Genomic DNA, 24798 nt, shown 5'->3' on the forward strand with positions numbered 1-24798 from the left:
GTACCGGGGGCCGGGGCCGTTCTCGTCGCGTACCGCAGGTCAGGGCGTGTACTTGTACCCGACCCGGCGCACGGTCTGGATCGAGCGGCGGTGCTCGGCGCCCAGCTTGCGGCGCAGCCGGGCGATGTGGACGTCCACCGTGCGGCCGTCGCCCACGTGCCCGTAGCCCCAGACCGTGGTCACCAGCTGGTCGCGGGAGTGGACGCGGTGGGGGTGGGCCACCAGATGGGCGAGGAGCTCGAACTCCAGGTAGGTGAGGTCCAGCACCCGCCCGTTCACCGAGGCGGAGCGCTGGACGGAGTCGATGCTCACCGGACCCGCCGCCTCCGGGGGAGGCTCCGGCACCGCGTACTGGGCGGCGGCGGCAGCGAAGGCCGGCTGCTGGTCGGCGGGCACGAGCACCAGGTAGCCGACCATCGGCGGCCGGCCCGGCAGGCTGGGCAGGGTGTGCTGGGGCGCCGGTAGCCAGGTGGCCCCCGGCGCCAGGAGCGCGGAGACGTCGGCCTGCTGGACGACCTCGTCGGGGGCGACGGCGCGCAGGCGGTGCCGGTGGGGGGAGTGGGAACGGACGGGGGCGGTCGCAGCGGCCACCGCCGGCGCTGCGGTGGCAGCGGCGGCGGAGAAGGAACGGGTGTTCGCCATGAGGGGTCAGCTCTTTCGCGCGAGGGAGTCGTCGGTGGACGGACTTGCTGCGTGCGCGCGGACCGAAGGCCGGGTGAGGGCGTTAGAGGGCCGGCGCGTTCAGCGCGCGGCAACACACCCGGTCGAAGTCGTGGTGCTGACGGGAGGGCCAGAACGGCTCGAGGTCGCTGCGACCTGTCGAGGTGTGCGGGAAGCTGGCCATGCCCCCATTGAAGCAGAGAACACGGCCCGGGAGCAGACCTCTCCCACCCGTCGATACGGACCCTTTGCGTTACGTTCCTCACGCCGGGGCGGAGGCGGCCCCTCCGGAAAGGCCCTACCCCACCAGCCGCTTCCGCCAGTTCAGGCCCGTCAGCTCGATCGCCCGGTCCGGCGAACCGTTCCATTCCACGGTCAGCCCGGCCTCACCCAGCACGGCCGCCACCTCGCGGCCCACCGCCGCGGTCGTCTTCGCGGAATCGTCGAATCCGCCGTAGTACAGCGTGAGACCGTGCCCGGCCGCCGCGCTCTCCGTGCCCTGGAGGTGGAAGAAGACGAAGCCCCGGGCATCCTCGCGCCCGTCCGCGTAAATCTCGCTCATCCCGCACGAGCGGCAGCACGTGAAGTGCTCCCGGGCGGTGATCCCGCGCCCGTCCAGCTCGGCGAACGCCCGCTCCACGCGGTCCGGGTCCGTCACGTCGTCCGCCCAGCCCCGCTGCTCCTCGACCCGCTCCAGCCAGAGCCGCTCCACCAACTCCCGCGCCTGCGCCCGGGACACCGGCCGCACCCCGTCCTTCACGAGGTAGTCCTCGGCCGTCTCGGTGAGCGTCCGCACGCTTCCGTAACCACCGCGCAGCAGCTCCCGGACCCGCGTCTCCAACTGCTCCCGGATCTCCGGGGGAAGCTCCGGGGCGGGCTCGGGCTCGGGTATCCCGGCGCTCTCCCAGACGGTTCCCGCGTCCCAGCCGGGCTCCTCGCGCGCCCAGCGCGTCATCAGCGCGACCACCCGCTCGGGGTCGTCGACCTCCGTCCGGACATGGCTCGCCGCCGGGCCCGTGCGGTGCTCCACCGTGTAGCCCGCGCCGGTCTCGTGCCACACCTGGACGAAGGTGCCCGGGAGGTCCGGTATCCGCTGGACGACCAGGAAGTTGTCCCCGCGCCCGCCGATGCGGTGCACAAGGTCGCCCAACGCCCGCTCCGAAACGCGGGTGTGGGTCTGCTGGTTCTCGGTCTCGACCTTGACGCTGAGCATGCGACCAGCCTGGCACACCCCACTGACAACGGGAGGCGCCCACCGCGACGTGCGGTGGGCGCCTCCCGTGACGTGCGGGCCGGATCAGACCTGGCCGGCCTTCTCCAGGGCCGAGCAGCAGGTGTCCACGATCAGCCGGGTGACGACGTACGGGTCGACGTTCGCGTTCGGGCGGCGGTCCTCGATGTAGCCCTTGCGGTCCTGCTCGACCTGCCACGGGATGCGCACCGAGGCCCCGCGGTCGGAGACGCCGTAGCTGTACTCGTTCCACGGGGCGGTCTCGTGCAGACCGGTCAGCCGGTCGTCGATGCCCGCGCCGTAGTTCTTGACGTGGTCCATCGGCTTCGAGCCCTCGCCCAGCGACTCGCAGGCCGTGATGATCGCGTCGTAGCCCTCGCGCATCGCCTTCGTGGAGAAGTTGGTGTGCGCTCCCGCGCCGTTCCAGTCACCCTTGACCGGCTTCGGGTCCAGGGTCGCGGAGACGTTGAAGTCCTCGGCGGTGCGGTAGAGCAGCCAGCGCGCGATCCACAGCTGGTCGGAGACCTCCAGCGGGGACAGCGGGCCCACCTGGAACTCCCACTGGCCCGGCATGACCTCGGCGTTGATGCCCGAGATGCCCAGGCCCGCCTTCAGACAGTTGTCGAGGTGCTTCTCGACGATCTCGCGGCCGAAGATCTCGTCCGAGCCGACACCGCAGTAGTAACCGCCCTGCGCGGCCGGGAAGCCGCCCTCCGGGAAACCGAGCGGCCGGTGGCCGTCGAAGAAGGTGTACTCCTGCTCGATGCCGAAGATCGCCTCCTGCCCGGCGAACTGCTCGGCGACCGGACGCAGCAGCGCCCGGGTGTTGGACGCGTGCGGGGTCATGTCGATGTCGAAGACCTCGCACAGGACCAGGACGTCGTCGCCGCCGCGGATCGGGTCCGGGCAGGTGAAGACCGGCTTCAGCACCCGGTCGGAGGCGTGGCCCTCGGCCTGGTTGGTGCTCGAACCGTCGAAGCCCCAGATCGGCAGCCCGGCCACGTCGGACGACGGGCTGCCGGACATGATCTTGGTCTTGGAGCGGAGCTTGGCGGTCGGCTCGGTGCCGTCGATCCAGATGTACTCAGCCTTGAACGTCACGGAAGCCATCCTTTGCGGGTGCTGCGGTCTATGCCGTGCAGCTTCGCAAGGCGCGATTTCCCGACCGTTGCCCTCGTGTGAACCCCGTGTTACCGAGGTTTCCGGCAGCGTTCCCCCACTGTCCCGGCCCCTCAGCGGTGCCTCAGCAGCGCCTCGAAGCCCGCGCTCCTGATCCGCCGCCGCAGCTCCTCCTCGCTGGTGCCCAGCGCCCGCGCGGCGTCCGGGAGCCGCCAGTCGGAGCCGGCCAGCCGGTGCAGCAGATGACCGCGCCGGATCTGCGCGTCGGACAGCCGGAACGTCTTCAGGTACGCCACCCGGCCCTTGTGGTCGGTGATCGTCTCGCCGATGTGCTGCCCGGCCCCGTCGCGTACGAACGGCGGCAGGAACCGCCACAGCGTGAACGCCCCCATCCGGTACACCCGGTCGAAGGCGTACGAGCTGTCCAGCAGCTCCCGCGCGAACAGCGACCCGTGCGCCTCGGCCCACGCCCGCTCCTGCTCCCGCGCCGCCGCCCGCAGCCCGTCGAGCGACCGCAGCCCCGGCCCGTCCGCGATGCGCGCCCCGAACTCCGGCACCGGCGCCCCGAAATGCGCGTACTGGTGCACCAGCTCCCCGTACAGGTCCTCCACGAGCGTCGGGTGCAGAAGGCGGTAGTCGTCGGGGTGCGGGACGACGAAGGCGGCGGCCAGGGCGTCGGCCGCGTACACCATCACCCCGCACTGGCCCGGGTGGATCTCGAACGCCCGCAGCGCGTCCCCCAGCCCCTGCACCGACCACCCCAGGTACGCGTCCTCGGCGCGCGGCGAGAGCCCGTCGCGCAGCGCCTGCCGCGACCACTCCTCCCAGGCGGTCGACGGCCCCCCGAAGTGCAGCGCGAGATACCCCTCCAGCGCCAGATGCAGCGGCAGGAACCGCAGCCGGTCACCGGGCCGCCGCTTGGCGAGCCGGTGGTGGCGGTGGCGCGGCAGCCGCACGGTCCGGGCCGGAGCGCCGTCCTCCACGCCGAACTGCGTTCCGTACGCGGCGCTCTGTGTCCCCTCGCCGGACCAGTCGGCGACGAACCCGTGCGGGATGTACGAGGTGTAGTGGCTGCGCGGCCCCACCTCCACCGCCCCGGGGCCGCCGTACACCTCGCGGTGCAGCCGCAGCCCGTCGACGGGGCTCTCGCGTACGAGCGGCACCAGGCGGATGCCGCCCCACACCTGCGAAGGACGGGCGGTCAGCCCGGTCAGCTCCAGCCTGTTCATCGCGGCCCTCCCTCCCGGCCCGTGCCCGTGAACCGGGCGACCTGCCGGTCCAGATACGCGTACAGCTCGGCGGCCCCCGTGCGCCCCTCGGAGAACCGTGCGATCTCCACCAGCGCGGGCAGATCCTCCGCGTCCCGGATGCCCGCCGTCGGCACGCTCGCGGACAGCCGCCGCACGTCAAAACCGGCCGCGTCGTATACGGGGTTCACATGCACCACCGCCGTCCGCCGGTCCCGGTCGAGCCGCGTCCGCCATACCCGCAACACCTCGCCCGCCAGCCCCGGCGGCGCGTTGTCCCAGCCGTCCGAGACGATCACCAGCCGCTGCGGGCCGTGCTCCAGCGCGTCGATGATCCGGGTGCCGAGCGGGGTCGGCCCCCACGGGCGTACGAGCAGCGGGTCACGGGCCCCGGTGGTCCACAGCGGGGTGTACGCGCCGGGGGCGGCGAGCGCCTCCAGCAGGAAGTGGCAGGCCAGCGCCACGGCGAGCGGACGCCGCCGCTTCTCGCCCGAACCCGACGAGGAGTAGCTGTCGTCCAGTACGGCGGCCACCCGCCCCCAGCTCCCCGCATGCGGACCGGCCGCGCGGCGGGCGGCGGCGCGCAGGGCGTGAGTCAGCTCCGCCCGGTGCCGCACCCGCGCGTCCCGGTCCAGCGACAGGACGTACAGGGCGAGCCGGGTCAGCGGCATCACCGTCAGATCCACGTCCGGCAGCGTGTCCGCACCAGCTCCCCGCTGCCCCTGCGTGCGCAGCCGCTCCAGCCGGGTCATCCGGGGCACCATCCGCTCCACGAACGCCTCGCGCTTCATCCCGTGCCGGGCCGCGAAGCCCTCCGCGACCGTGAACGGCAGCTCGCCGACCGCGCCCTGCTCGTAGTGCGCGCGCCGCCAGGCGTCCAGCAGCCGGTGCTCGTAGCGCGGCAGCCTCCCGGGCCGGAACAGGAACGCGCCCAGTTCCCCGTCCGGCACGTTCCGGACCCCGTCGAGCGGCAGGTGGGCATGGCGGACGGCGGCCTTCATCCCCGTCCGGTACTTCACCGCGTCGTGCGCCGCGTCCGGCCGCGCGGCCAGCCAGTCCCGCATGATCGCCCGGGTCCGCCGGTTGTTCACCTTCGCCGTGCGCAGCTCCCCGAACAGCCGGTAGACGCGCTGCGGCGGCAGCTTCGCCAGCCGGGCCGCGATCAGCGTCCCCTCGGCCCGCTTCTCCTCCACCGACGCTTCGGCGGCATGCTCCAGCAGGCCGCGCACGATGCGTACGGCGTTGTGGTCGTTGATGTCCAGGGCCAGCGAAGCCGCGTACACCCGGCGGTAGTTGACCCGTACGTACGCGTGCAGGAAGTCGAGCGAGAGCTGCTGCGAGCCGGCCTGTGAGCGGAACTCGCGCTGCCCGGTCGCGGTGATCGCGGCGTTGACGAAGAGGAGCACGTCCTCGGCGGCGACGAGGTCGGCGAAGGTCTCGGTGCCGGTTGCGGCAGTCGTCATGGTGGGTCCCCCGTGGTGTTCCGTACGGCGGTGCGCGCATGCGGAAGCCGGCCGGGGAATGGGGGCGCGAGCAGCGAAATGATTGCTTCAGAGGCAAGTCCCGGAAGTCGCACCGGAGTCCCGCGGCCGGCCCGGCCAACGTAACCTCCGGGGCGCGGCCCACGCCACCGCATTGCGGCCCCGCCGCCTCCGGGCCACCGCGACGGGGCACCGGGGCCTCGGCCCAGCGGCCCCCACCAGGCAGACTGTCCCCATGACCACACCCGAGACCCCCCTGCGCATCGGCCTCGCCGGCACCGGACCCTGGGCCCGCAACACCCACGCCCCCGCGCTCGCCGCCCACCCGGACGTCGTGCTCAGCGGGGTGTGGGGCCGCCGGGCGGAGGCGGCCGGGGAGCTGGCCGGGGTGTACGGCGCCCCCGCCTTCTCCGGCGACACGGGGCTCGACGAGCTGTTCGCCGTGAGCGACGCCGTCGCCTTCGCGCTGCCGCCGGACGTGCAGGCCCCGCTGGCCGCCCGCGCCGCCGCGGCCGGCTGCCACCTGATCATGGACAAGCCGGTCGCCACCACGGTCGCCGGAGCACGCGAGGTGGCCGAGGCCGCCGAGCAGGCCCGGGTGGCGTCCGTCGTGTTCTGCACGCTCAGGTTCGCCCCGCAGACCGCCGCGTGGATCGCCGAACAGGGCGCGGTGGGCGACTGGTTCACCGCCCGCGCCGACTGGATCGGCGCGCTGTGGGCCCCGGGCAGCGACAGCGAGTACGCCGCGTCGCCCTGGCGCCGCGAGCGGGGCGGCCTCTGGGACGTCGGCCCGCACGCCCTCTCGGTCCTGATCCCGCTCCTGGGCGACGTCACCGAACTGACCGCCGCCCGCGGCCCCTCCGACGTCCACCACCTCGTCCTGCGCCACACCTCGGGAGCCTCCAGCACGGTGACGCTCTCCCTGGGCGCTCCGACGGCCGCCGCCGGGGTCGAGGTCGTCCTGCGGGGCGAGCACGGCATCGCCTCGCTTCCGAGGTGGGACGGCGCGGTGGACGCGTTCGCGGCGGCGGTCGACGCGCTGATCACCTCGGTACGCACGGGCGAGGCCCACCCCTGCGACGTACGCTTCGGCCTGCGGCTGACGGAACTCCTCGCGGAGGCGGAGGCCCAGGCGCAAGCCCGGCCGGCGGCGGGGAAGTAGGGGCCGAGGCGCGGCGGGGTCAGGCGTCGGACCCCGCCCCGCCCTCCTCATCGGCCGACACCTTCGACACCGCCGCCAGGAACCCGTCCAGGAATCGCCGTACTGCCGCGACCTCCCCCGCATCGAACTCCCGCAGCAGCGCCACGGCGCTCCCGATCGCCGGGCCGAACGCCGCCCACCCCAGCTCCACCGCCTGCGGGGTTACCCGCAGCAGTACCCGCCGCCGGTCCCGCTCGTCGCGCGTCCGTGCCAGATGCCCCAGCCGCTCCAGCCGGTCGATGAGTCCTGTAGTGCCCGCCGAGTTGAGGCCCAGCTCCGCCCCCAGCCGCCCGGCGGTGACTCCCCTCCCCTCGCGCTCCGCGTCCAGCAGGCATACCAACGCGCGCACATCGGTGGGATGCATCCCGTGCCGGGCCGCGAACTCCGCCTGCCGCAGCCCGAATTCCGACGTCACCCGCCGCAACAGATGCACGATGTCCAGCTCAGAACCCTGCTCGCCCATCTCCGGCCTCTCCCCATATTATCTCGCTCAGCGAGATAATATCCAGGTGTACGGAGTCCAGGGAGCAACCATGACATCCACCCCGCCCGCGAGCCCGGCCTTCCTCGCCGCCTACGACGAGACCCTCGCCGCCACCTGGCCCCCCGGCACCGCAGCGACCACGGTCCCCACCCCGTACGGCACCACCCACCTCAACAGTCACGGCCCCGAGGACGCCCCGCCCCTGCTGCTGCTCCCCGGCGGCGGCGCCACCTCCACCGCCTGGTACGCCCAGGCCGCCGCACTCGGCCGTACCTACCGTGTCCACGCCGTCGACCTCATCGGCGAACCGGGCCGCAGCACCGCGGGGAAGCGCACCATCCGCAGCGTCGACGACCTCCGCGGCTGGCTCGACGCCCTGCTCGACGGCCTGGGCGCCACCGAACCGGTCGCCCTCGGCGGCCACTCGTACGGCGGCTGGATCTCCCTGCACTACGCCCTGCGCGCACCCGACCGGCTCCGGAAGCTGATCCTCCTCGATCCCACCGGCTGCTTCAGCGGCTTCCGCCCCGACTACCTGCTCCACGCCCTGCCGATGCTGCTCCGCCCGAACGCCGCCCGCACCCGCGCCTTCCTGCGCTGGGAGACCCGCGGCGCCGCCCTCGACCCCCACTGGCTGCGGCTGCGGGAGGCGGCGGCCGGCTTCCCCTCGGCGCGCCCGGTCACCGGACCCCGCCCGAAGCCGGAGGCCCTGCGCGCACTCGCCGTGCCGACACTCGTCCTCCTCGCCGGCCGGAGCCGCGCCCACGACGCCGAAAAGGCGGCCGCCGTCGCGCACCGGCTGCTGCCCCGGGCAGAGGCGGCCGTCCTGCCGGACGTCTCCCACCACGCGCTTCCTCTGCACGCCCCGACGGCCCCCGAACTCAACCGCAGGATCACGGAGTTCGTCGGCTAGGAGGCCCCGCGTCCCAGCGCGTCCCGGACCGCCTCCTCCGACCGGCCGACGACCGCCGTGCCGTCCTCCGCAGTGATGATCGGCCGCTGAATCAGCTTCGGGTGCCCGGCGAGTGCCGCGATCCACCGCTCCCGGGCATCCGCGTCACGAGGCCAGTCCTTCAGCCCCAGCTCCTTCGCCTCCGCCTCCTGCGTCCGTGTGATGTCCCACGGTTCGAGGCCGAGCCGGTCGAGCACGGCCCGGATCTCGTCCGGCGCCGGCACGTCCTCCAGGTAACGGCGGACCGTGTAATCGGCCCCTTCCGCGTCGAGCAGCTGCACCGCGCTGCGGCACTTGGAACACGCGGGATTGATCCAGATCTCCATGGGGCCAAAGGTACGGGATGGACCTCGCCGAGTGGGCCGAAAACCCCTCTGGCCAGGGGCGATTGTCAGTGCCGGGCAGTAGAATGGAACACAGATCGTGAGGGTTCCGACGAGTTCCGCCACCGTGCCAGGAGGTTGCCCATGGCCGTTGCCGCAGTCACGACCAAGCCGCTCGACAAGCCCCTGCACCAGCCGCTGAAGAAGAAGCCGCTCCCCGCCGGCCGGCCCCGTGAGTGGTACGTCTCGCACAACCGCCGGCTGAAGGCCATGCGCCTGGCCATCGCCCTGCTCGACACCGGCGTCTACATCCCGTCCACCGCGAACAACGCCCGGATACGCGCGACCGCCGAGCGCCTCGCCATCCACCCGCCGTCCGACACCACCTGCCGCATGGTCCGCGCCCTGATCCGCTACGGCCGCTGACCGACGCGGGGCGGGTCCCCGGGAAGACCCCGGGGACCCGCCCCTTCTCAGTACCCGTCGCAGGTCGCCGTCGCGTACGCACCCGAGGCCGAGTCCGTACGCCGCGTACCGTCGTCCACGGTCACCGCGCACGACACGTCACCACCACCCCGGCCCACGCTCACGACGAACGAGCCGCCGCTCATGAAGCCCTTGGTGTCCAGCTCCCCGGCCCACGGCAGCGACCGCAGCGCCAGCCGCCCGGTCGACAACTCCTCACCCCGCCAGGTGCTGTAGGTGAGCACCACGTCCCGCGCGCTGCCCGTCACCTCGTACCGGATGTGCACCTTCTGCGAGCCCTCCGAGCGGAGCACGTCCGACAGCACCGCCGTGACCGCACCCGCCGCGAGCGCCAGCAGCACGGCGACCAGCAACAGCACCCACGGCCACATCCGCCGCCGCGGAGGCGGCGGCGGGACCGGTTCGCCGGGCGGCACCTGCTCACTCATCCACCCAGCCTCCGCGCTTTGGCCCCGCACCGCGACCCCTCCGCGTCCGTCCGGCTGGGGGCCGCGGATCCGGAGGGCTACAGATACGGCCGCGTGATCAGCTCGATCGCGTGCCCGGCCGGGTCCTTGAAGTAGACGCCCCGCCCGCCGTGCTCGGTGTTGGTCTCACCGGGCCGCTTCATCTGCGGGTCCGCCCAGTGCTCGATCCCGCCCTCGACCAGCCGCCCGTAGGCCCGGTCGAACAACCCGTCGTCGACGAGGAGCGCGTAGTGCTGCATCTGGATCTCCACCGGCGGCTCGGCGAACTGGAGCAGCACGCCGTCCTCCAGCTGGATGTTGACGAACGGCCCCCAGGACGGAGCCTCGTCCAGCTCCAGCAGCTCCCGGAAGAACCGCGCGGACGCATGACGGTCCACGGCGGCGATGATGGTGTGGTTGAACGAAACGGACACGCTTGATGACCTCTTGATCTCTTCGGCTCGGCACAGGGGAAAACGCGACGCTGTACGAGCCGGGGGAGGTCCTCGTGTCCGGCATGCGGAACGCCCGAGGGGGCGCTTCCGGCGGGGGCTCAGCCCACCACCGGATAGCCGTTCCGTGCATGGCGTATAGCCGGTCCGGTGTTCACGGGTACGACCCTAGGGGTGCGGGGCCGGGTGTGTACAGTTGTTTGGCGCCCGAGGACGCGCGCGTACGCGTGTGCAGGTTCCACGCCCGGCCACCGCGGACCTGGTGGACGCCGTCCCCCGACCGACAGGTACGCCTTCTTGTCCTCCTCCGCCACGCCCGCGTCCCCGTTCCGGCTGCGTGCCCTCAAGCCCGACTGGATCGCCGACCCCAAGGTGTGGCGCACCGAAGTCCTCGCCGGACTCGTCGTCGCGCTCGCCCTGATCCCGGAGGCCATCTCCTTCTCGATCATCGCCGGAGTGGACCCCGCGATCGGCCTGTTCGCCTCGTTCACCATGGCGGTCACGATCTCAATCGTCGGCGGGCGCCGCGCGATGATCTCCGCCGCCACGGGCGCCGTCGCTCTGGTCATCGCCCCGGTCAACCGCGAGCACGGCTTCGGCTACCTGGTCGCCACCGTGATCCTGGCCGGCCTCTTCCAGATCGTCCTGGGCGCTCTGGGCATCGCCAGGCTGATGCGGTTCGTGCCGCGCTCCGTGATGACCGGCTTCGTCAACGCCCTGGCGATCCTGATCTTCATGGCCCAGGTGCCCGAGATGCACGACGTGCCGTGGGAGGTCTACCCGCTCATCGCCGGCGGCCTGCTGCTGATGGTGTTCTTCCCGAAGGTCACCCGGGTGATCCCGGCGCCCCTGGTTTCCATCGTCGTGCTCACCACCATCACCCTGGCGGCGGGCCTCGCGGTCCCGGCCGTCGGCGACAAGGGCGACCTGCCCTCCTCGCTCCCCGTGCCCGGCCTGCCCGACGTGCCGTTCACCCTGGACACCCTGACCACCATCGCCCCCTACGCCCTGGCGATGGCCCTGGTCGGCCTCATGGAATCCCTCATGACCGCCCAGCTGGTCGACGACATCACGGACACCCGCTCCGACAAGACCCGCGAGTCGGTCGGCCAGGGCGTCGCCAACATCGTCACCGGCTTCTTCGGCGGCATGGGCGGCTGCGCCATGATCGGCCAGACGATGATCAACGTCCGCGTCTCCGGGGCCCGCACCCGCCTCTCCACGTTCCTCGCCGGCTCCTTCCTGATGGTGCTCTGCATCGCCTTCGGCCCGGTCGTCTCCGACATCCCGATGGCCGCGCTGGTCGCCGTGATGGTGATGGTCTCCTTCGCCACGTTCGACTGGCACTCCATCGCCCCGAAGACCCTGCGGCGCATGCCGGTCGGTGAGACGGCCGTCATGGTCCTCACCGTGGCCGTCGTCGTCGCCACGTCCAACCTGGCGATCGGCGTCGTGGTCGGCTCGGTCACCGCCATGGTCGTCTTCGCCCGCCGCGTCGCCCACTTCGCCGACGTCACCGCGGTCGTCGACCCCGACGGGAGCCAGGTCGTCTACTCGGTGACCGGCGAACTCTTCTTCGCCTCCTCCAACGACCTGGTCAACCGCTTCGCGTACGCCACCGACCCCGACAAGGTGGTCATCGACCTCTCGGCCACCCACATCTGGGACGCCTCTTCTGTCGCGGCCCTGGACGCGATCGAAACGAAGTACGCCGGACGCGGCAAGACGGTCGAGATCGTGGGCCTCAACCGCCCGAGCGCGGACCTGCACGGCACCCTCAGCGGCGAACTGACCGGCGGGCACTGAGGCGAAGCACCCCGGGCCCGGGGGAGCGGAACCAGGCGGGCACCTAGGGCCCGGGGGAGCGGCCGCCCGGCCCCGGGACCCGGACCGCCTACCCCGCGACGGCCCCGTGCAGGAAGACCTCGACCAGCTCCCGCGAGGTGAGGTCCGGCTCGTCCTCCGTACGCGGCTGCGTGAACAGCAGCCCGAAGAAGAGCGCCGCGATCTGCTCCGGGGTCCGGCGCAGGGCGGCCCGGTCGGGCTCCAGCAACTCCGCCACGGCCGCGCGGATCCGGGCCGACGACTCATTGCGCCCCGCGCCGCGCACCGGTCCGGGGTGCTTGCCGCCGCCATGCCCCAGCGACCCGAGGATCGCGCCCATCCTGGCCATGTGCGCCTGGAGCGCCTCCGCCGCCTCCACGAGCCGGTCGGACAGCGGCTGGGTCAGATCGATCCCGTCGAGCTCACGGACGGCGTGCTCGGGGGACAGCGCCTCGGCCACACATGCCTGCATCAGTTCGTCCTTGTCTGCGAAGACCCGGAAGATGGTGCCCTCCCCGATGCCCGCGGCACGGGCGATCTTCGCGGTCGTGACGGCGGAACCGTACTCGGCGATCAGCGGGATCGCGGTCTGGATGATCATCGCGCGCCGCTGCTCCGGCGACATGCCGGGTGCGCGGCGGCGGGTGGTCGGGTTCTCCTTGGATTCGGTCATGCCCCGACCATACGGAGTGAGTGCTCACTCCGTCAATGAGTGAGTCCTCACTCCGCTCTGGGTGAACGCTCCGGGCACGAATGACCAAGGGCCGTGCCTTCCCCCTCGACGGGGGAAGGCACGGCCCTTGAAACGACCGGATACCGGCCGGAGCGCGCGAGAGCGGATCCGGCCCGCGCGATTTAGAGGTCGAAGTACAGCTTAGAAGCTGCTTTGACCTGCATAGATGCATCGGTCATGGAGGGGCGGTGCACAACCGGTGCACTTCACGCAGGCAAGGGATGCGGGTGCGCGGCGTTGATTATGGCCAGCCGGGTTGTTCCCCATGGTCGGCGCCCCGGAAATGATGGCCGTTGTGGACGAGCTATTGATCGCACTCGTGGCCGCCGTGTTCGGCCTGGCGGGCACCGTGGTGGGAGCTGTTGTCGCTGCACGAGCCGCGAAGGCCGGCGCTGACAAGAACGCTGAGACAGCCCGACGACAGGTAGAGGACCAGGCAACTGCTGAGCACGCTCATTGGTTGAGGCAACAGCGCCTGACTGCCTACGAAGGGTTTCTGGAAGCCTGGGACGAGTGCCTCCGTCTCACTCGGGCGTCAGCTGATCCGCACGAGAGCGACCCGCCCGGTGTGGAACCACTGCGAGCGGCTGCGGGCCACATGGCGGAGCGTGCCAGACGCATCGCTCTCTTGGGGCCTCCAGCGGTGACGCAGGCGGCTGAGGAACTGGCCGAGACGATGCAGCAGGACGTAGACGCCACTGCCGAGTTCTTGCGAGAGGCCGAGGCCGGAACGTTGGTTTTGGACGGACGTCCTGGCGACATCGATGGGGTACACGCTGCCACAAAAGCCTTTACGAACAAGGCAGACCAATTGCGTGAGCTCCTGGCGGGTGCGCAGGAGAGCGGTGAAAGCGTTGACGGCCACCCTCTTCTGGCTGAGTACTTGGAGGCCGGCAACCGATATCAGACGGTTTCCCAGGAGACCCTGGGTGACCTTCAGGCTAACCTTGATCAGTTGGCGAGCCTTGCTGATCAAGCCACGGCAGTGGTCGACCTGTTGAGGCGCAACCAAGCTGCACGTGAAGCCAGCCGCGAGCAATTCACGGCCGAGGTACGCGCGGCTCTGGGAACGCCGCCCCTCTCGGGCAATGGCTGATCACGCCTTCTGCGACAGTGACAAGGAGTCGCCGAGCGCCGCACGCCGACCAGATCCGGCCGCTGCACTCCATTGACCGGTCGCCGGAGCAGGGCCTCTGCCACACTCCACACCTGACGGCTAAGGGCATTGAACCGGGGGTACAGCACCATGGCGAAGCCGCGGAAGGGGTACTACCGAGCCGCGCATTACGTGCGGCCGACGACCACGTCCAGCAAGGTCAAGCGGCCTCCGCTCTGGGTGATCGTGGTCGGTGTGATCCTGCTGATCGCTGCCTGGAACACCCTCTTCAGCAACGACGGCGACGGCACGACGCCGGAGCCTCAGCGGACGTCCCAATCAGTTACGGATTCGTCGTCCCGCTAGCTTCCGAATGGTTCGCCTCCAAGGTGACGAGGCGGCTGAGTGCTGCTGACTGTGCTCACGTGTCTCTTCGGATTCAGCCGTGCGTTCAGCTAGAGGAGCGGACCGAAGGCGCTCCCAGCACTGTCGCCAGACGTCCAGCTGCTCGTCAGGGACCCCACAGGCGGTCAGATAGACGTCCGTGGTCCGCCATGTCTTGGGTAGTTCCTTACGGTTGAGCAGGCCGCCGACCGTCCCGGGAGCGATTTGCCCGCCGGAGCGATGGCTGATGGCGACGTGGCTGAGAGCGCTGGTGATGCGCACTTGGCCCAGAGCGCTGAAGAACCCCTCGACGGTGCGGATGCCTGCGGGGTCCGGCCATTCACGGCGGTCCTCACTCTTACCGCTCGGGGTTCCGGACACAGGCGGACGGCTGAACGCAGGATTCCAGCTGAGCGCGAGCCGGCCGTTGCTGTTGCGCTCCCGCCCTTGGGGAACCGGCCGGCCCTTCGCCGAAAGTGACCTCCTCAGCTCGCGCAGGATGCTGTCGAGGTCAAGCTGCTCGGGGCCTCCCGCGATACCGGTGGTGAGGAGAGAGAGCAGTTCACCGGTGAAGGCCGTGTGCTGTTCTCCCGGTGGCGCGAGTGCCTGGCGGTTCTCCGAGGCCGCGGCGAGCAAGTACGTCCCCTCTACGTCAGCTTGGACAGCCAAGTCCGACGAACCCATTGTTCCGAGGGCCAAGCCGCCGTAGCAGCAGTCGAGAATGACGACGGTCCGCTCCGCTCGCCCGTCCAGCAGGGCATCACGGAGCCAGTTGTACGGGATGCCGGTATCGACACGCTGCTGCTTGGACCGGGGGAGCCCCAGGTAGAGCTCACCCTCGGGCGTGACCAGGCCGTGTCCTGCGTAGTACACGAGCAGCGTGTCTCTTGCCGTGTCACTCGCTTCCCACAGCGTGTCCATTGCGGCTGTCGCGCTGGGCGGGTCAGCGAGTACGTCGCAGGCGTCACTGCTGAGATTCCACGAAGCGGGCCCGGTAAGCAGATCTGCCAGGGAGGTGAGGTTGTTGGCGACGGCAGGGAGATCCTCGAGGAAATCGTAGGTGCTCGTCCCGATCAATACCGCCCTCGAAGCGCCAGGATCCGGGAACACGCTCAACTCGCCGAGCCGTCCTCGTCGCTTTGCCGGCCCTCTTGGAGCAGTCGCGTGATGCGCTCGATCTCCTCGGGGCTGCAGTCGGTCAAGGCGTCAACGAGATCCTCGTACCGAACCGTCACGCGCTCGGCGCGCCGCCGCGTTTGCTTCCACGCGGCAAGCGCCACAGCGAAGTTCGCGGCACTCCAGCCATTCTCAGTGACCAATTGCAGGACGTCGGCGACCGCCCCCATCTCACCCTCGCGCGGCGGTTGTTCGCACAGCTCCACGCTGGCAGTACGCCGGATGTCGGGGTCGCGGCGGAGCCAGGTCAGCAGGGAGCGGAGCTCGTCATCCGCTGGCTCCACACGAATCTCGACGCGCATGTCGTCCCCCTCTTTCGCACTCCGGGCTTGGCGGTCCTCATCATCGTCGTGTACGGCCGTAGCCGAAGTGGCCCTCTTCGACCAACCGCTCTTTGGACCGACAGAACGAGACGCAGAAGGATCTATGCGGCGGCTCGATATCGTCGGCCGATCGCTTTGCGGGCCTTCTCCACGGCCCCCGTCACACGATGGACGTAGCGGCGGAGCGTGAACGCAGGGTCTTCATGGCCAAGGAGATCGGCGAGGGTGTAGACGTCGACGCCTTCGTTGATCGCCTCGGAGGCGAAGAGGTGCCGCAGGGCGTGCATCATCTTGTTGCGGCACTTCTCCCACTTACGGCCCCTGCCAACGGGCCTGTCGTTGAGGGCCGTTATCGCGCCGATCGCCTCAAGAGCGCTCTTCCAGAGGTAGTTGAAGTAGTTCCCGTTCAGCGGCTTGCGCTCCCGCGTGGTGAACACCAGGCGTACGGTGACCGGCTCGCCGTCCTTGGTCATCCACGGCAGGGTGACCTCGACCGGCGGGTGCTTGCGCATGTGCTCGCTGAGCAGCAAGGCCAGCGGATCGCCGACCGGCACGAAGCGATCCTTGGGGTCGTCGTCCGTGCCGCCTTTCGGCGGGGCGAAGACTAGCGTGCCGCGGTCGTGGGTGATCTGGCGGCGGATGTGGGCGACCTTGTCCTTCTGCAGCCAGTTGATGTCGTCCGGGCTGAACCCGAAGATCTCGCCCTGCCGCATGCCCAGTCCCCGGCCGCAGTCGACCGTGGCCTGGTAGCGCTCAGGCAGGTGGAGTCGCAGGGCGTCCGTCTGCTCCCATGACAGCGGTACGTCCTTCGCGGCCTTCTTCGACCGCCGGGGCTTCACGCGCTTCACCGAGCCGGTCTCGCAAGGGTTCTTGGCGATCAGGTCGTCGTCCACGGCCATGGCCAGGATCGATGACAGGTGCGTGAAGACCAGGCCGACAGTCGTCTCGTCGAGCACCTGCAACCGCCGCTTGATCCAGGTCTGCACGGTGGACGCCTTGATCTGGCGCAGCTTGAGCGAACCCAGTGGCCCGATGATGTGGTTCCGGACCCGGGACTCGTACTGGGCGTACGTCCGAGGGTTGTCGAACGTCTGGTTCGCCAGCCACTGCTCGGCCACCGACTTGAGCAGGGCCTCGCCCTTCCTCGGGTCGATGTATGTGCCGTCGTCGACGCTGCCCTGCATCTTGGTGAGGTGCTGGCGGGCGTCCTCGTACCGGTCGAAGCTCTCGCTCTGCTGCTGCCCATCGGGGTCGCGCCATCGGGCCAACCATCGCTTCCCGCGACCGTGTTCGCGGGACGGGACCTTCTTGTGGGCCGTGCAGGTCTCGTCGCCGGCCTGCGGCCGCTTCTTGTGCCAGCGGTCGTACGGCTCAGCCACGCTGCCCCGCAACTGTGGCCGTGAGCAGGGAGCTCGGCGAGACGCCGAGTGCGGTAGCGATGGCGACGAGACCGTCGATGTCGCACCGGCGGCGGGCGCGTTCGGTGCGACTGAGGGCGATGTTGGTCATGGGTCGGCCGAGGGCGGTGCACCGCTCGGCGAGGGTCTGCTGGGAGAGCCCGCGCAGCAGACGCAGGGTCTCGATATTGCGCGCGGCCTGGATTCCGGCCGGGCCTATTTCAATGGGTCGGGTTGCCATGACAGATAGCTGTAACTCGAATTCGGCGGCCATGGCAAGGGTTGCTCAAGGAGTTGTGAAAACTCGGCGGTGCTTGGCAATTCGGGCGGTTCGGTGAAGCCGGATTCTCGTGCTACGGTCCCGCGCCGTTGTCGCGGGGGTGCTTGGATGGATCGCTGACCTGTGGTCGGTCATGGCGACATGGATGAATTGGGGCGACCGGGGCGTCTGCCGAGAACGTGGACAGAATCTCCCTGCCTCCGGTGCGATTTCGGCAACCGGGGATCCGGGTCTACGGTTTTTATCCCACCCGGCGACAAGCTGTTTGGGGTGGCCGTGGAATTTCCGCACAATGCCGCTGGACGCGGTAGGTAATTCTGTGGCTGTCTTGTCCACCCCCGCCACTTCCCTGAAGGAGCCCCTATGCCTCGAACCCCTCGTGCCGCAGCGCCCAGCGGTACTGGTCCTGTCCCGCTGGCCACGCCGGAGGAGGTCGCGGCCTACCTGGGAGTGCCCGTGAAGACGCTCTACCAGTGGCGCCATCGCCGTATCGGCCCGACCGTGCACAAGGTCGGCCGGCACCTGCGCTACCGGTGGTGGGAGGTGGACGCGTGGCTGGACGCGCAGACCTCGTACGACCTCACGGTCTGACCCTGCAACAACCCACGGGGACAACGAAGCGGCCCCCGGCGAGCCACCGCCGAGGGCCGAGGATTCCCCAACTGATCGCCCATATCTGAAGGAACGAACGGGTGAGGGCGGGTCTTGCCGGACCTGCCCTCATCGGAGAGGAACGTCTATGGAGGACTCTACGTCCACCCCAGCCGCCGGCGCATCCCCCAAACCTGCCTGGCCCACGGTCGCCGTCCCCGGCCAGGGAATCCCCAGGCTCGCCCGGGACCACGAGGACACGCTGTCCGTGGATGCCGTCCCCGGACAGATGGCCATTGCGGTCGATGGGGACCACCACGGTCCCCAAAACGAGACCGGTACACGGGGACGGGATGTCGGGGGCCGGATATCCACATTGCCGGTTGGGGACCGGTCCCTGCCGCCGACCGAAGCTCTGATTCTGCTGTTGGTCTGCAGGTCAGTGCGATGGGGACCGAGTTCGGGGACCGCAGCGGGGACGCGCCGGGACCGTCGGGGGACGCATCGCAGCGCCTTGGGGACGGGGGTTTCGGTCCCCGCCGGGAGCTGGGGACGGATGACCATTCGGGGACGGACACGGGACTTGCCGCAGCCCTTGGTCGGGCTCATCACCGCCAGGCGTGGCGCGTGCTGCAGCGCGGTCTGGATGTGCGTGGCCGCCACCCACAGGGTGACCGCGGTCAGTGCTTCCTCGCTCGGCAGCACGACATACTTGCCGATCGGGGACCGGGGACGGTGGGGACGTGACCGATCGTGAGGGGGCGGTGCTGCTCGACGAGCTGCGGTCGACGATCGGCAAGTATGTCGTGCTGCCGAGCGAGGAAGCACTGACCGCGGTCACCCTGTGGGTGGCGGCCACGCACATCCAGACCGCGCTGCAGCACGCGCCACGCCTGGCGGTGATGAGCCCGACCAAGGGCTGCGGCAAGTCCCGTGTCCTGGACGTGCTTTACGAGACCGTCCACGACCCGATGATGACCGTGAACACCTCGCCGGCGGTCATCTTCCGCACCATCGGCAAGATCCCGCCCACTCTGCTGGTGGACGAGGCGGACACCATTTTCAGCCCCAAGGCAGCGGGCGACAGCGAGATCCTGCGCGGTCTGCTGAATGCCGGGCACCAGCGCAACCGACCGGCCTGGCGGATCTCCGGGCCGGAACACAAGCCCACCCCGTTCCCCACCTTCGCGATGGCCGCCATCGCGGGGATCGGTGACCTGCCGGACACGATCACCGACCGGTCGGTCGTACTGCGGATGCAGAAGCGCAAGCCCGGCGAGAAGGTCGCCCCGTTCCGGACGCGATACGCAGCGCCTGAACTCAACGCTCTGCGTGACCGGTTGGCTGCTTGGCTTGGGCCGCTACGCGGCACGGCTGCCCGCATGGTTCCGGCGATGCCGGTGGAGGACCGGGCAGCGGACACCTGGGAGCCGCTGGTCATCATCGCCGACCTGGCCGGCGGTCATTGGCCCGCCCAGGCCCGCGCCGCCTGCCTGGCCATGACCCGGCACGAGGCGGTGCAGGACGAACAGACCAGCCTGAAGACACGACTGCTACGAGACATCCACCGCATCTTCGAGCGGGCGAAGAACCCCGAGGCCCTGCCCACCCTGGACCTGGTGGCTGCCCTGATCCAGGACGCGGACGCTCCGTGGGCGGATCACGGCGCGAAGGGTCTGAACGCCTACCACCTGGGCAATCTGCTGCGGGACTTCGGCATCGGCCCGGTCAACTATCGCTTCGACCAAGGCAAACAGGCCAAGGCGTATCTGCGTAACCGGTTCCTGGACGCCTGGGCTCGCCACTGCCCCGACCTGGCCCAGGCGGAGGCTCCGCCAGAGCCCGCATACGGCACTTCCACTGACCGCCCGACGCAACGCAAGCCGCCTACCGCACCGGCGGGTTCGCTCCCCGTCGGCCTGCCCGGAGGACCTGCCGGGTCGAAGCGGACGCCCTGACCGCAACAGGTCCGTATCGCTGCGTCGCATCCGTCCCCGCGCAGGTCAGCGCGGGGACGGACTCTCTCACCGGGACGGATGTATCCGTACCTGCCCGGCCGTCCGTACCTGTGCTGACCAGGCATGCGACGCATGCAACGGATGTGACACCGCACCGCCCCAAGACACTGGAGCACCACGATGCCCGACAGCGACACCGAAAACCACCGCACCCCTCGCCGTCGGGGATGGCTCGGCCTCAGCGCACGAACAGCAGCAAGCTGGAGCGTTCGAGCCCCTAACGGGGCTTCGTCCGCGCTTGCCCCCGCCCCTGGGGTGGCGGGGGAGGAGGCCGAGCGCCAGCGGGCACCCGAGCCGGGAGAGGGGGTGACCGAGCCCAACGCTACGTCCGCCGCCAACCCTTCCGCCGTATGCGACGAACTGCCCGCCGAGCTCGCCGTCCCGTCGTCCGAGTCATCTGCCCGCCCTCCGTTGCCTGTTGAGCAGCTCTCGTGGCGTGAGCCCGACGCCCTCTCGCTGCCCGCGCGGTTGAACCGCAGGCGTACCACTGAGAAGCGAGACCAAGAGAAGAAGATCCGCTTCACCGCGACCGCAGTGCGCCTCATCGACGAGGCAGCCAAGCGGCGCCGACTGACATTCGCCGGGTTCGTCGGGGACGCCGCCCTCGCCGTCGCGCTTGGCAAGGCGAACATGACCGGCAGCCCGGAGGACGATCCCGTCCGCCCGCTGGTGGAGGCCATCGAGTCGCACATCAAGACGTTGAACCGGATCGGCACTAACCTCAACCAGATCACCGTGGCCATCAACAGCGGAGCTGTTCCCGAGCAGACCGAGGTCGTACTCGACCACGTCGATCGGGCCGTCCAGCGCAGCTACGAGTTGGTGGACGAACTCGTAGCGGAAGGCGGGGCCGGCCATGGTGCCTGACGTCTCCACCGGCTCCAGCACCCTCGGGTTGATCAACTACCTCTTCGGCAAGGGCCGTCGGGACGAGCACACCGACCCTCACATCGTCGCGGCCTGGGGCATGGCCGGCGCCCCCGACCCCGGCCGCGACCCCGAAGCCACGTACACCCAGCTCGCCCGCCGCCTCGACCATCACGTCGATCTGCGCACCCGCGAGCTGGGTGGGCAGAAGCCGCCGAAGCACGTGTGGCACTGCCCGGTTCGCACCGCGCCTGGCGACCGCTACCTGACCGACGCCGAGTGGGCCGACGTTGCCCGCCGCGTCGTCGCCGCCACAGGCATCGCCCCCGAAGGCGACGAGCAGGCGTGCCGGTGGATCGCCGTGCGGCACGCGGACGACCACATCCACATCCTGGCCACCAGCGTCCGCGCCGACGGCCGCCGTCCGCGTACGAATCGGGATGGCTGGCGGGCGCAGCAGGAGTGCCGAAGGATCGAGGCCGAGTTCGGGCTCCGCCGTCTCAAGTCCGGAGACCTGACCGCACCCAGGACGCCTACCGGGGCGGAGCGAGCCAAGGCCGAGCGGTTGGGCCAGAAGTTGACCACGCGAGAATGGCTGCGCGAGCACGCGTACGAGGCTGCTGCCGCTGTCCGCAACATCGATGACTACTTCAGTGTGCTCGCGTCGCTGGGCATCCAGGTCAAGCCGCGCGTCAGCGCCAAGACCGGTGAGGTGGACGGCTACAGCCTGGCCGCTCCCGGCGACAGCATCTTCTTCGGCGGCTCCGCGCTAGCTCCCGACCTGTCGTACAACCGGCTGACCGAACGCCTCCCCACTCAGGATGTGGCGGACCGACCGGAGTGGATGGCGGATCCGGGTGAGCCGTGGCGTCGTACGGAATCCGCCGCACGTACGGCTCTCGCCGTGCTCGACTCGGGCGACGCCGCCGCCGCCCAGGACCATCTGGATGCCTTCGCCGACACTCTGCACAACCTGGCCCGCAGGGCACCCGGCCCTCATCAGGCTGAACTTCAAGCGGCAGCAGGGGCGTTCAACCGCGCACGCCGCTCAGCGATCCGTGCCGATCACCAGGCGGCCGCCGAACTCCGTCATGCAGCCAGGGAACTCACCCACGCCGCCAACATTCCGGGCGGACTCACCATTGCGCTGATCTTCACCGCCCTGCACCTGGCCCGAGCCGCTGCCAAGTGGCACGAGCAGCGCGGCCACGAGCAGCAGGCCGCCGCGGCCGAGGAAGCCTTCCGCCACCTTCAGGAGGTGTACCGCCAAGCCGCCGAGCCCGTCCTGGCGGACCTCGCCCGTCGCGCCCCACGCCCTCAGACCGTGCAGCGCTTCGAGGCCGCAGTACGCCAGGCAATACCCGGCCATGCCGAGCGTGTCCTCGCCGACGTCGCCTGGCCGGCCTTGGCCACCACGCTCGCCCGAGCGGAAACTGCTGGTTACGACACCAGGCGCCTCCTCGTTGAAGTGGCCGCCAGCCGAGAGCTCGACACGGCTGAACGTCCGGCGGAAGTCCTCAACTGGCGCATCACCGCACAGCCGAACAAGCGCGCACAGGCGGCACGGACACCAAGCACTCGCGCCAGCACGGTGCCCGTGTCACCTGCGCCGAATGCGACACGACCCGCGTCTTCCACGATGAGTACGAATACCGAGGAACGCGGCCGACATCGGTAGCAGCAGCGGCCACCCGTAACCGAGGCAGTCTTGCCTCAATCAGCAGTGCTGAGCGAGTACGGATGCCCTCGCCGCTCGTCGCGGCGAGGGCATCAACTTGCCTGTGCGCCGGGTAGATCACGCGGCTTGGACCTTGCTCGTGGCTGTCGGCTCTCCGGTCGACGTGGTGATCAGCTGTGCGGCCCACGCCCGCACGCATGCCAGGTGCTCGCATCGGAGCCCGACGTGGGGGTCTGGCTGGACGAGCAGGGTCGCCGAGCCGCGGGCGGTGCGTTCTGCGGCCCAGGCGTGGTCGAGGTTGGTGAAGTCGTCGTCGATCCAAGCGACGGGTGCGTCGCCGAGCCAGGTCTCGACATGGTCGCGCTTCCAGAGGTAGCCGTCGGGGTGACTGGTGGTGATCTGCGGGCGGGGGAGGTCCACGTACGGCAGGGTCGGGAGGCCGAGGAGCGGGCCGATCAAGGTGGTGGCGTCCCTGCGCCAGCTGGTGCACCAGACCGGGCTGACCAGGCCGGTACGGAACACGTCCGTCAATAGAGGGCCATGGTCGGGGTTGAGCCAGACGGCGACGGAGTCCTCGGCGCTCCGGCCGGTAGGAACGACGTCGTGCCGGACGTGGGTGGCCGGGGTGGCCCCGTCTTCGGCCGGGAACGGAATGAGGACGCCGTCAATGTCGAGGAGCAGGAAAGGCCGGCGCATCGGTACCTCCAAGGGAGCTGGAGCAGGGATCAGAGCTTGCGGGCAGTGATCAGCAAGGTGGTGGGCCAGCGACCGTGACGGGCGTCATGGAACTCCTGGGCCGAGGTGACCCAGAGGCCCGCGCGGTTGAGGTGTGTCTCCCAGCGGCCGGCGTCGAAGTCCCAGCGAGCGACGGGGAGCCGGGTGCGGTCAGGGAGCAGGACGTGATCGCGGCGTGGCCGGTCGTCCAGTGACGGGCGACGGCCTCCGCGTTCGGGGTGAGGCACCGTGAAGGCCAGAGTGCGGCCGGGTTTCAGGTGCTGGGCGATGGCCGGGAGCAGGAGCTCGGGGGTGACCAGGCCGACGGCGCCGAAGACCGAGTAGATGCCGTCGAACTGCTCGTCGCTGGCTTGCAGGTAGTGCAGGGCGTGGCCGGCGACGAAGGTGAGGTTGCTGAGTCGGCCGTAGTGGGTACGGGCCCTGCGGATCTGAAGGCCCACGAGGTCGAGGCCGGTGACGCGCGCACCCTGCCGGGTGGCGAGGTGGGCGGCGTTGTGGCCGGGGCCGCAGCCGAGTTCGAGCAGCCGCCTCCCGTGTAGGTCGGGACCGAGGATCTCTGCACCTGGGCCGCTACCGGGCCTGGTGGTCCATTCCATACGGGCTCGCACAGGTAGCGCTGTGGCGGGCCCGGCGGCGGTGCGCTGGAGTGCGTGTGCGTGCCAGGGAGATGCCTGAGCGAGAGGCATCTATACCTCCAGGAGCCGGAGGGCATCGGTGAGATGGCGGCGCACGACCTTGATGTACGCGGGGTCGGTGGCCGGGTCGTTGATCCATCGGATGGCTTGCTCCATGAACCACTCCACTGCCCACATCCGGTGCCAGCCCAGCGCCCACTGCTCGGCGGCGAGACCGCCCCGCACGGCGAGGGCGTCGGGGGTGCCGCCCTCGGCGACGTACTGCTCGAGGAAGACCCGAAGCCGGTACGGTTCCGGCTCGTCGAGGGTGCCGTGCCAACTGGCGAGGTCGAGCAGGCCGGGGCCCGTGAAGGCACGGGCGAAGTCCAGTAGGCGCCAGCCGCGTTGGCCGATGTGCAGGCTGGTGGGGTGGAACTCGGAGTGCACCCAGCCGAACGGCGCCATCGTCGTTCCGGCCGAGCGTGCTTCGGCGGCCTGGGCGAGCCGGTCGAGTGCGGTCTCGATGTCGTCGGCATCCTGCCATCGCTCGGCCTTGCGAAGCTGATCGAGGTGATCCAGTGCCCGGCCGGGCAAGGAGCGCAGGGCTTCTCCGTCGAGGACGGGCAGGGCAGCGGCAGTGCGGGTGTGGTGCAGGACCACCGCTGCGGCAGCACCGTCGAGGTCATCGGCATCCCGGATAGGGGCGCCGAGATCCTCCAGCAGCATTCCGAGCCAGCCGTCAAGCACCGCAGAGGCCCGCACCTTGGGGACCGGGACGCCGAGGGTGTCAGCCAGGCGGAGGGCCTGATCTTCGCTGTCGAAGGGCTTCTTGGCGTACTTGAAGATGGCGGTGGCGCCGTCGGGGAACGTCAGGCGTTCGACGCCGGACATGGACCAGACGCGTACCTCCGCGCGCTTCGCGGCGGGCTGCCCGGCGGCGGTCAGTACGTTGTCCAAGAGTTCGGCGTTGAGGGCCGCATCCATGGGGGACTCCTGTGGT

The 24798-nt window shown here is 70.2% G+C and carries 26 protein-coding genes; 9 read left to right on the top strand and 17 right to left on the bottom strand.

Features of this window, described 5'->3' with window-relative positions; all coding sequences use genetic code 11:
* Positions 1 to 39: 39 nt before the first annotated feature.
* The 5 genes from EAO73_RS19360 to EAO73_RS19380 form a co-directional block, all read right to left on the bottom strand.
* Positions 40 to 642 (bottom strand): winged helix-turn-helix domain-containing protein, encoded by a 603-nt coding sequence (locus EAO73_RS19360; RefSeq protein ID WP_147972780.1) that lies wholly within the window; start codon positions 640 to 642, stop codon positions 40 to 42.
* Positions 643 to 958: 316 nt separating this feature from the next.
* A complete protein-coding gene (locus EAO73_RS19365) occupies positions 959 to 1873 on the bottom strand; it encodes a DUF6891 domain-containing protein (RefSeq protein WP_147972781.1) in 915 nt (304 codons plus the stop codon).
* 84 nt (positions 1874 to 1957) lie between these two features.
* Positions 1958 to 2992: a glutamine synthetase gene (gene glnII / locus EAO73_RS19370; protein WP_147972782.1), complete on the bottom strand. Its 1035-nt coding sequence runs from the start codon at positions 2990 to 2992 to the stop codon at positions 1958 to 1960.
* A 131-nt stretch (positions 2993 to 3123) separates the two neighbouring features.
* Positions 3124 to 4239 carry an ARPP-2 domain-containing protein gene (locus EAO73_RS19375; RefSeq protein ID WP_147972783.1) on the bottom strand — a complete coding sequence of 372 codons (1116 nt, stop codon included), beginning with the start codon at positions 4237 to 4239 and terminating at the stop codon, positions 3124 to 3126.
* Complete coding sequence (locus EAO73_RS19380) at positions 4236 to 5720, bottom strand: hypothetical protein (protein ID WP_147972784.1); 1485 nt, start codon at positions 5718 to 5720, stop codon at positions 4236 to 4238. The genes EAO73_RS19375 and EAO73_RS19380 overlap by 4 nt, the downstream gene beginning before the upstream one ends.
* A gap of 253 nt (positions 5721 to 5973) precedes the next feature.
* Between EAO73_RS19380 and EAO73_RS19385 the strand changes: the two genes are divergently transcribed.
* Positions 5974 to 6900 (top strand): Gfo/Idh/MocA family protein, encoded by a 927-nt coding sequence (locus tag EAO73_RS19385; RefSeq protein ID WP_147972785.1) that lies wholly within the window; start codon positions 5974 to 5976, stop codon positions 6898 to 6900.
* 19 nt (positions 6901 to 6919) lie between these two features.
* On the opposite strand, the gene EAO73_RS19390 is transcribed toward EAO73_RS19385, so the two are convergent.
* Positions 6920 to 7402 (bottom strand): MarR family winged helix-turn-helix transcriptional regulator, encoded by a 483-nt coding sequence (locus EAO73_RS19390; protein ID WP_147972786.1) that lies wholly within the window; start codon positions 7400 to 7402, stop codon positions 6920 to 6922.
* Positions 7403 to 7472: 70 nt separating this feature from the next.
* On the opposite strand from EAO73_RS19390, the gene EAO73_RS19395 reads away from it, so the two are divergent.
* Positions 7473 to 8336: an alpha/beta fold hydrolase gene (locus tag EAO73_RS19395; RefSeq protein ID WP_147972787.1), complete on the top strand. Its 864-nt coding sequence runs from the start codon at positions 7473 to 7475 to the stop codon at positions 8334 to 8336.
* Here EAO73_RS19395 and EAO73_RS19400 read toward each other — a convergent pair.
* Entirely contained in the window at positions 8333 to 8701 is a 369-nt protein-coding gene (locus EAO73_RS19400; protein WP_147972788.1) for an arsenate reductase family protein, read from the bottom strand. The genes EAO73_RS19395 and EAO73_RS19400 overlap by 4 nt on opposite strands.
* Positions 8702 to 8842: 141 nt before the next feature.
* On the opposite strand from EAO73_RS19400, the gene EAO73_RS19405 reads away from it, so the two are divergent.
* Complete coding sequence (locus EAO73_RS19405; RefSeq protein ID WP_147972789.1) at positions 8843 to 9124, top strand: hypothetical protein; 282 nt, start codon at positions 8843 to 8845, stop codon at positions 9122 to 9124.
* 47 nt (positions 9125 to 9171) lie between these two features.
* Here the strand turns inward: EAO73_RS19405 and EAO73_RS19410 are convergent, their stop codons facing one another.
* Together EAO73_RS19410 and EAO73_RS19415 are read right to left on the bottom strand one after the other, a co-directional pair.
* On the bottom strand, positions 9172 to 9612 hold the full coding sequence (locus EAO73_RS19410) for a hypothetical protein (RefSeq protein ID WP_147972790.1): 441 nt from the start codon (positions 9610 to 9612) through the stop codon (positions 9172 to 9174).
* 77 nt (positions 9613 to 9689) lie between these two features.
* Complete coding sequence (locus tag EAO73_RS19415) at positions 9690 to 10064, bottom strand: VOC family protein (protein WP_147972791.1); 375 nt, start codon at positions 10062 to 10064, stop codon at positions 9690 to 9692.
* A gap of 315 nt (positions 10065 to 10379) precedes the next feature.
* On the opposite strand from EAO73_RS19415, the gene EAO73_RS19420 reads away from it, so the two are divergent.
* Positions 10380 to 11888, top strand: a complete 1509-nt coding sequence (locus EAO73_RS19420; RefSeq protein WP_147972792.1) for a SulP family inorganic anion transporter — start codon at positions 10380 to 10382, stop codon at positions 11886 to 11888.
* A gap of 88 nt (positions 11889 to 11976) precedes the next feature.
* On the opposite strand, the gene EAO73_RS19425 is transcribed toward EAO73_RS19420, so the two are convergent.
* Entirely contained in the window at positions 11977 to 12579 is a 603-nt protein-coding gene (locus EAO73_RS19425) for a TetR/AcrR family transcriptional regulator (protein ID WP_147972793.1), read from the bottom strand.
* Positions 12580 to 12904: 325 nt separating this feature from the next.
* Here EAO73_RS19425 and EAO73_RS19430 point away from each other — a divergent pair, with 325 nt between their 5' ends.
* Positions 12905 to 13735, top strand: coding sequence for a hypothetical protein (locus tag EAO73_RS19430; RefSeq protein WP_147972794.1), 831 nt, complete (start codon positions 12905 to 12907; stop codon positions 13733 to 13735).
* 339 nt (positions 13736 to 14074) lie between these two features.
* Here EAO73_RS19430 and EAO73_RS19435 read toward each other — a convergent pair whose 3' ends face one another.
* The 4 genes from EAO73_RS19435 to EAO73_RS19450 all read right to left on the bottom strand — a co-directional run bounded on the left by EAO73_RS19435 (position 14075) and on the right by EAO73_RS19450 (position 17256).
* Positions 14075 to 15229, bottom strand: coding sequence for a caspase family protein (locus EAO73_RS19435; RefSeq protein ID WP_224756413.1), 1155 nt, complete (start codon positions 15227 to 15229; stop codon positions 14075 to 14077).
* Positions 15230 to 15231: 2 nt separating this feature from the next.
* Positions 15232 to 15597 (bottom strand): effector-associated constant component EACC1, encoded by a 366-nt coding sequence (locus EAO73_RS19440; RefSeq protein ID WP_147972796.1) that lies wholly within the window; start codon positions 15595 to 15597, stop codon positions 15232 to 15234.
* 122 nt (positions 15598 to 15719) lie between these two features.
* Positions 15720 to 16997 carry a tyrosine-type recombinase/integrase gene (locus EAO73_RS19445; RefSeq protein ID WP_147972797.1) on the bottom strand — a complete coding sequence of 426 codons (1278 nt, stop codon included), beginning with the start codon at positions 16995 to 16997 and terminating at the stop codon, positions 15720 to 15722.
* The gene (locus EAO73_RS19450) at positions 16990 to 17256 is read right to left on the bottom strand and encodes a helix-turn-helix domain-containing protein (protein WP_147972798.1); all 267 of its coding nucleotides are present in this window, start codon (positions 17254 to 17256) and stop codon (positions 16990 to 16992) included. The genes EAO73_RS19445 and EAO73_RS19450 overlap by 8 nt, the downstream gene beginning before the upstream one ends.
* 402 nt (positions 17257 to 17658) lie before the next feature.
* On the opposite strand from EAO73_RS19450, the gene EAO73_RS19455 reads away from it, so the two are divergent.
* The 4 genes from EAO73_RS19455 to EAO73_RS19470 all read left to right on the top strand — a co-directional run bounded on the left by EAO73_RS19455 (position 17659) and on the right by EAO73_RS19470 (position 22449).
* On the top strand, positions 17659 to 17886 hold the full coding sequence (locus EAO73_RS19455; protein WP_147972799.1) for a helix-turn-helix domain-containing protein: 228 nt from the start codon (positions 17659 to 17661) through the stop codon (positions 17884 to 17886).
* A 743-nt stretch (positions 17887 to 18629) separates the two neighbouring features.
* Complete coding sequence (locus tag EAO73_RS19460; protein ID WP_224756374.1) at positions 18630 to 19844, top strand: DUF3631 domain-containing protein; 1215 nt, start codon at positions 18630 to 18632, stop codon at positions 19842 to 19844.
* 315 nt (positions 19845 to 20159) lie between these two features.
* Positions 20160 to 20771, top strand: coding sequence for a plasmid mobilization relaxosome protein MobC (gene mobC, locus EAO73_RS19465; protein ID WP_147973539.1), 612 nt, complete (start codon positions 20160 to 20162; stop codon positions 20769 to 20771).
* Positions 20761 to 22449 (top strand): relaxase/mobilization nuclease domain-containing protein, encoded by a 1689-nt coding sequence (locus tag EAO73_RS19470; RefSeq protein WP_147972801.1) that lies wholly within the window; start codon positions 20761 to 20763, stop codon positions 22447 to 22449. The genes mobC and EAO73_RS19470 overlap by 11 nt, the downstream gene beginning before the upstream one ends.
* Before the next feature lie 117 nt (positions 22450 to 22566).
* Here the strand turns inward: EAO73_RS19470 and EAO73_RS19475 are convergent, their stop codons facing one another.
* The 3 genes from EAO73_RS19475 to EAO73_RS19485 are packed head-to-tail and all read right to left on the bottom strand — an operon-like array spanning position 22567 to position 24782.
* The gene (locus tag EAO73_RS19475) at positions 22567 to 23145 is read right to left on the bottom strand and encodes an HAD domain-containing protein (protein ID WP_147972802.1); all 579 of its coding nucleotides are present in this window, start codon (positions 23143 to 23145) and stop codon (positions 22567 to 22569) included.
* A gap of 29 nt (positions 23146 to 23174) precedes the next feature.
* Entirely contained in the window at positions 23175 to 23870 is a 696-nt protein-coding gene (locus EAO73_RS19480) for a class I SAM-dependent methyltransferase (protein ID WP_147972803.1), read from the bottom strand.
* A complete protein-coding gene (locus tag EAO73_RS19485) occupies positions 23871 to 24782 on the bottom strand; it encodes a phosphotransferase family protein (protein WP_147972804.1) in 912 nt (303 codons plus the stop codon).
* Positions 24783 to 24798 lie beyond the last annotated feature (16 nt).

Source organism: Streptomyces sp. col6 (assembly GCF_008042035.1).
In the GTDB taxonomy this organism is placed as follows: Bacteria; Actinomycetota; Actinomycetes; order Streptomycetales; family Streptomycetaceae; genus Streptomyces.

Coding starts and splice junctions, on each gene's coding strand:
- EAO73_RS19360 (WP_147972780.1), bottom strand. CDS start 642: ATGGCGAACACCCGTTCCTTCTCCGCCGCCGCTGCCACCGCAGCGCCG.
- EAO73_RS19365 (WP_147972781.1), bottom strand. CDS start 1,873: ATGCTCAGCGTCAAGGTCGAGACCGAGAACCAGCAGACCCACACCCGC.
- EAO73_RS19375 (WP_147972783.1), bottom strand. CDS start 4,239: ATGAACAGGCTGGAGCTGACCGGGCTGACCGCCCGTCCTTCGCAGGTG.
- EAO73_RS19380 (WP_147972784.1), bottom strand. CDS start 5,720: ATGACGACTGCCGCAACCGGCACCGAGACCTTCGCCGACCTCGTCGCC.
- EAO73_RS19385 (WP_147972785.1), top strand. CDS start 5,974: ATGACCACACCCGAGACCCCCCTGCGCATCGGCCTCGCCGGCACCGGA.
- EAO73_RS19390 (WP_147972786.1), bottom strand. CDS start 7,402: ATGGGCGAGCAGGGTTCTGAGCTGGACATCGTGCATCTGTTGCGGCGG.
- EAO73_RS19395 (WP_147972787.1), top strand. CDS start 7,473: ATGACATCCACCCCGCCCGCGAGCCCGGCCTTCCTCGCCGCCTACGAC.
- EAO73_RS19400 (WP_147972788.1), bottom strand. CDS start 8,701: ATGGAGATCTGGATCAATCCCGCGTGTTCCAAGTGCCGCAGCGCGGTG.
- EAO73_RS19405 (WP_147972789.1), top strand. CDS start 8,843: ATGGCCGTTGCCGCAGTCACGACCAAGCCGCTCGACAAGCCCCTGCAC.
- EAO73_RS19410 (WP_147972790.1), bottom strand. CDS start 9,612: ATGAGTGAGCAGGTGCCGCCCGGCGAACCGGTCCCGCCGCCGCCTCCG.
- EAO73_RS19425 (WP_147972793.1), bottom strand. CDS start 12,579: ATGACCGAATCCAAGGAGAACCCGACCACCCGCCGCCGCGCACCCGGC.
- EAO73_RS19430 (WP_147972794.1), top strand. CDS start 12,905: ATGGTCGGCGCCCCGGAAATGATGGCCGTTGTGGACGAGCTATTGATC.
- EAO73_RS19440 (WP_147972796.1), bottom strand. CDS start 15,597: ATGCGCGTCGAGATTCGTGTGGAGCCAGCGGATGACGAGCTCCGCTCC.
- EAO73_RS19450 (WP_147972798.1), bottom strand. CDS start 17,256: ATGGCAACCCGACCCATTGAAATAGGCCCGGCCGGAATCCAGGCCGCG.
- EAO73_RS19455 (WP_147972799.1), top strand. CDS start 17,659: ATGCCTCGAACCCCTCGTGCCGCAGCGCCCAGCGGTACTGGTCCTGTC.
- EAO73_RS19470 (WP_147972801.1), top strand. CDS start 20,761: ATGGTGCCTGACGTCTCCACCGGCTCCAGCACCCTCGGGTTGATCAAC.
- EAO73_RS19475 (WP_147972802.1), bottom strand. CDS start 23,145: ATGCGCCGGCCTTTCCTGCTCCTCGACATTGACGGCGTCCTCATTCCG.
- EAO73_RS19480 (WP_147972803.1), bottom strand. CDS start 23,870: ATGCCTCTCGCTCAGGCATCTCCCTGGCACGCACACGCACTCCAGCGC.
- EAO73_RS19485 (WP_147972804.1), bottom strand. CDS start 24,782: ATGGATGCGGCCCTCAACGCCGAACTCTTGGACAACGTACTGACCGCC.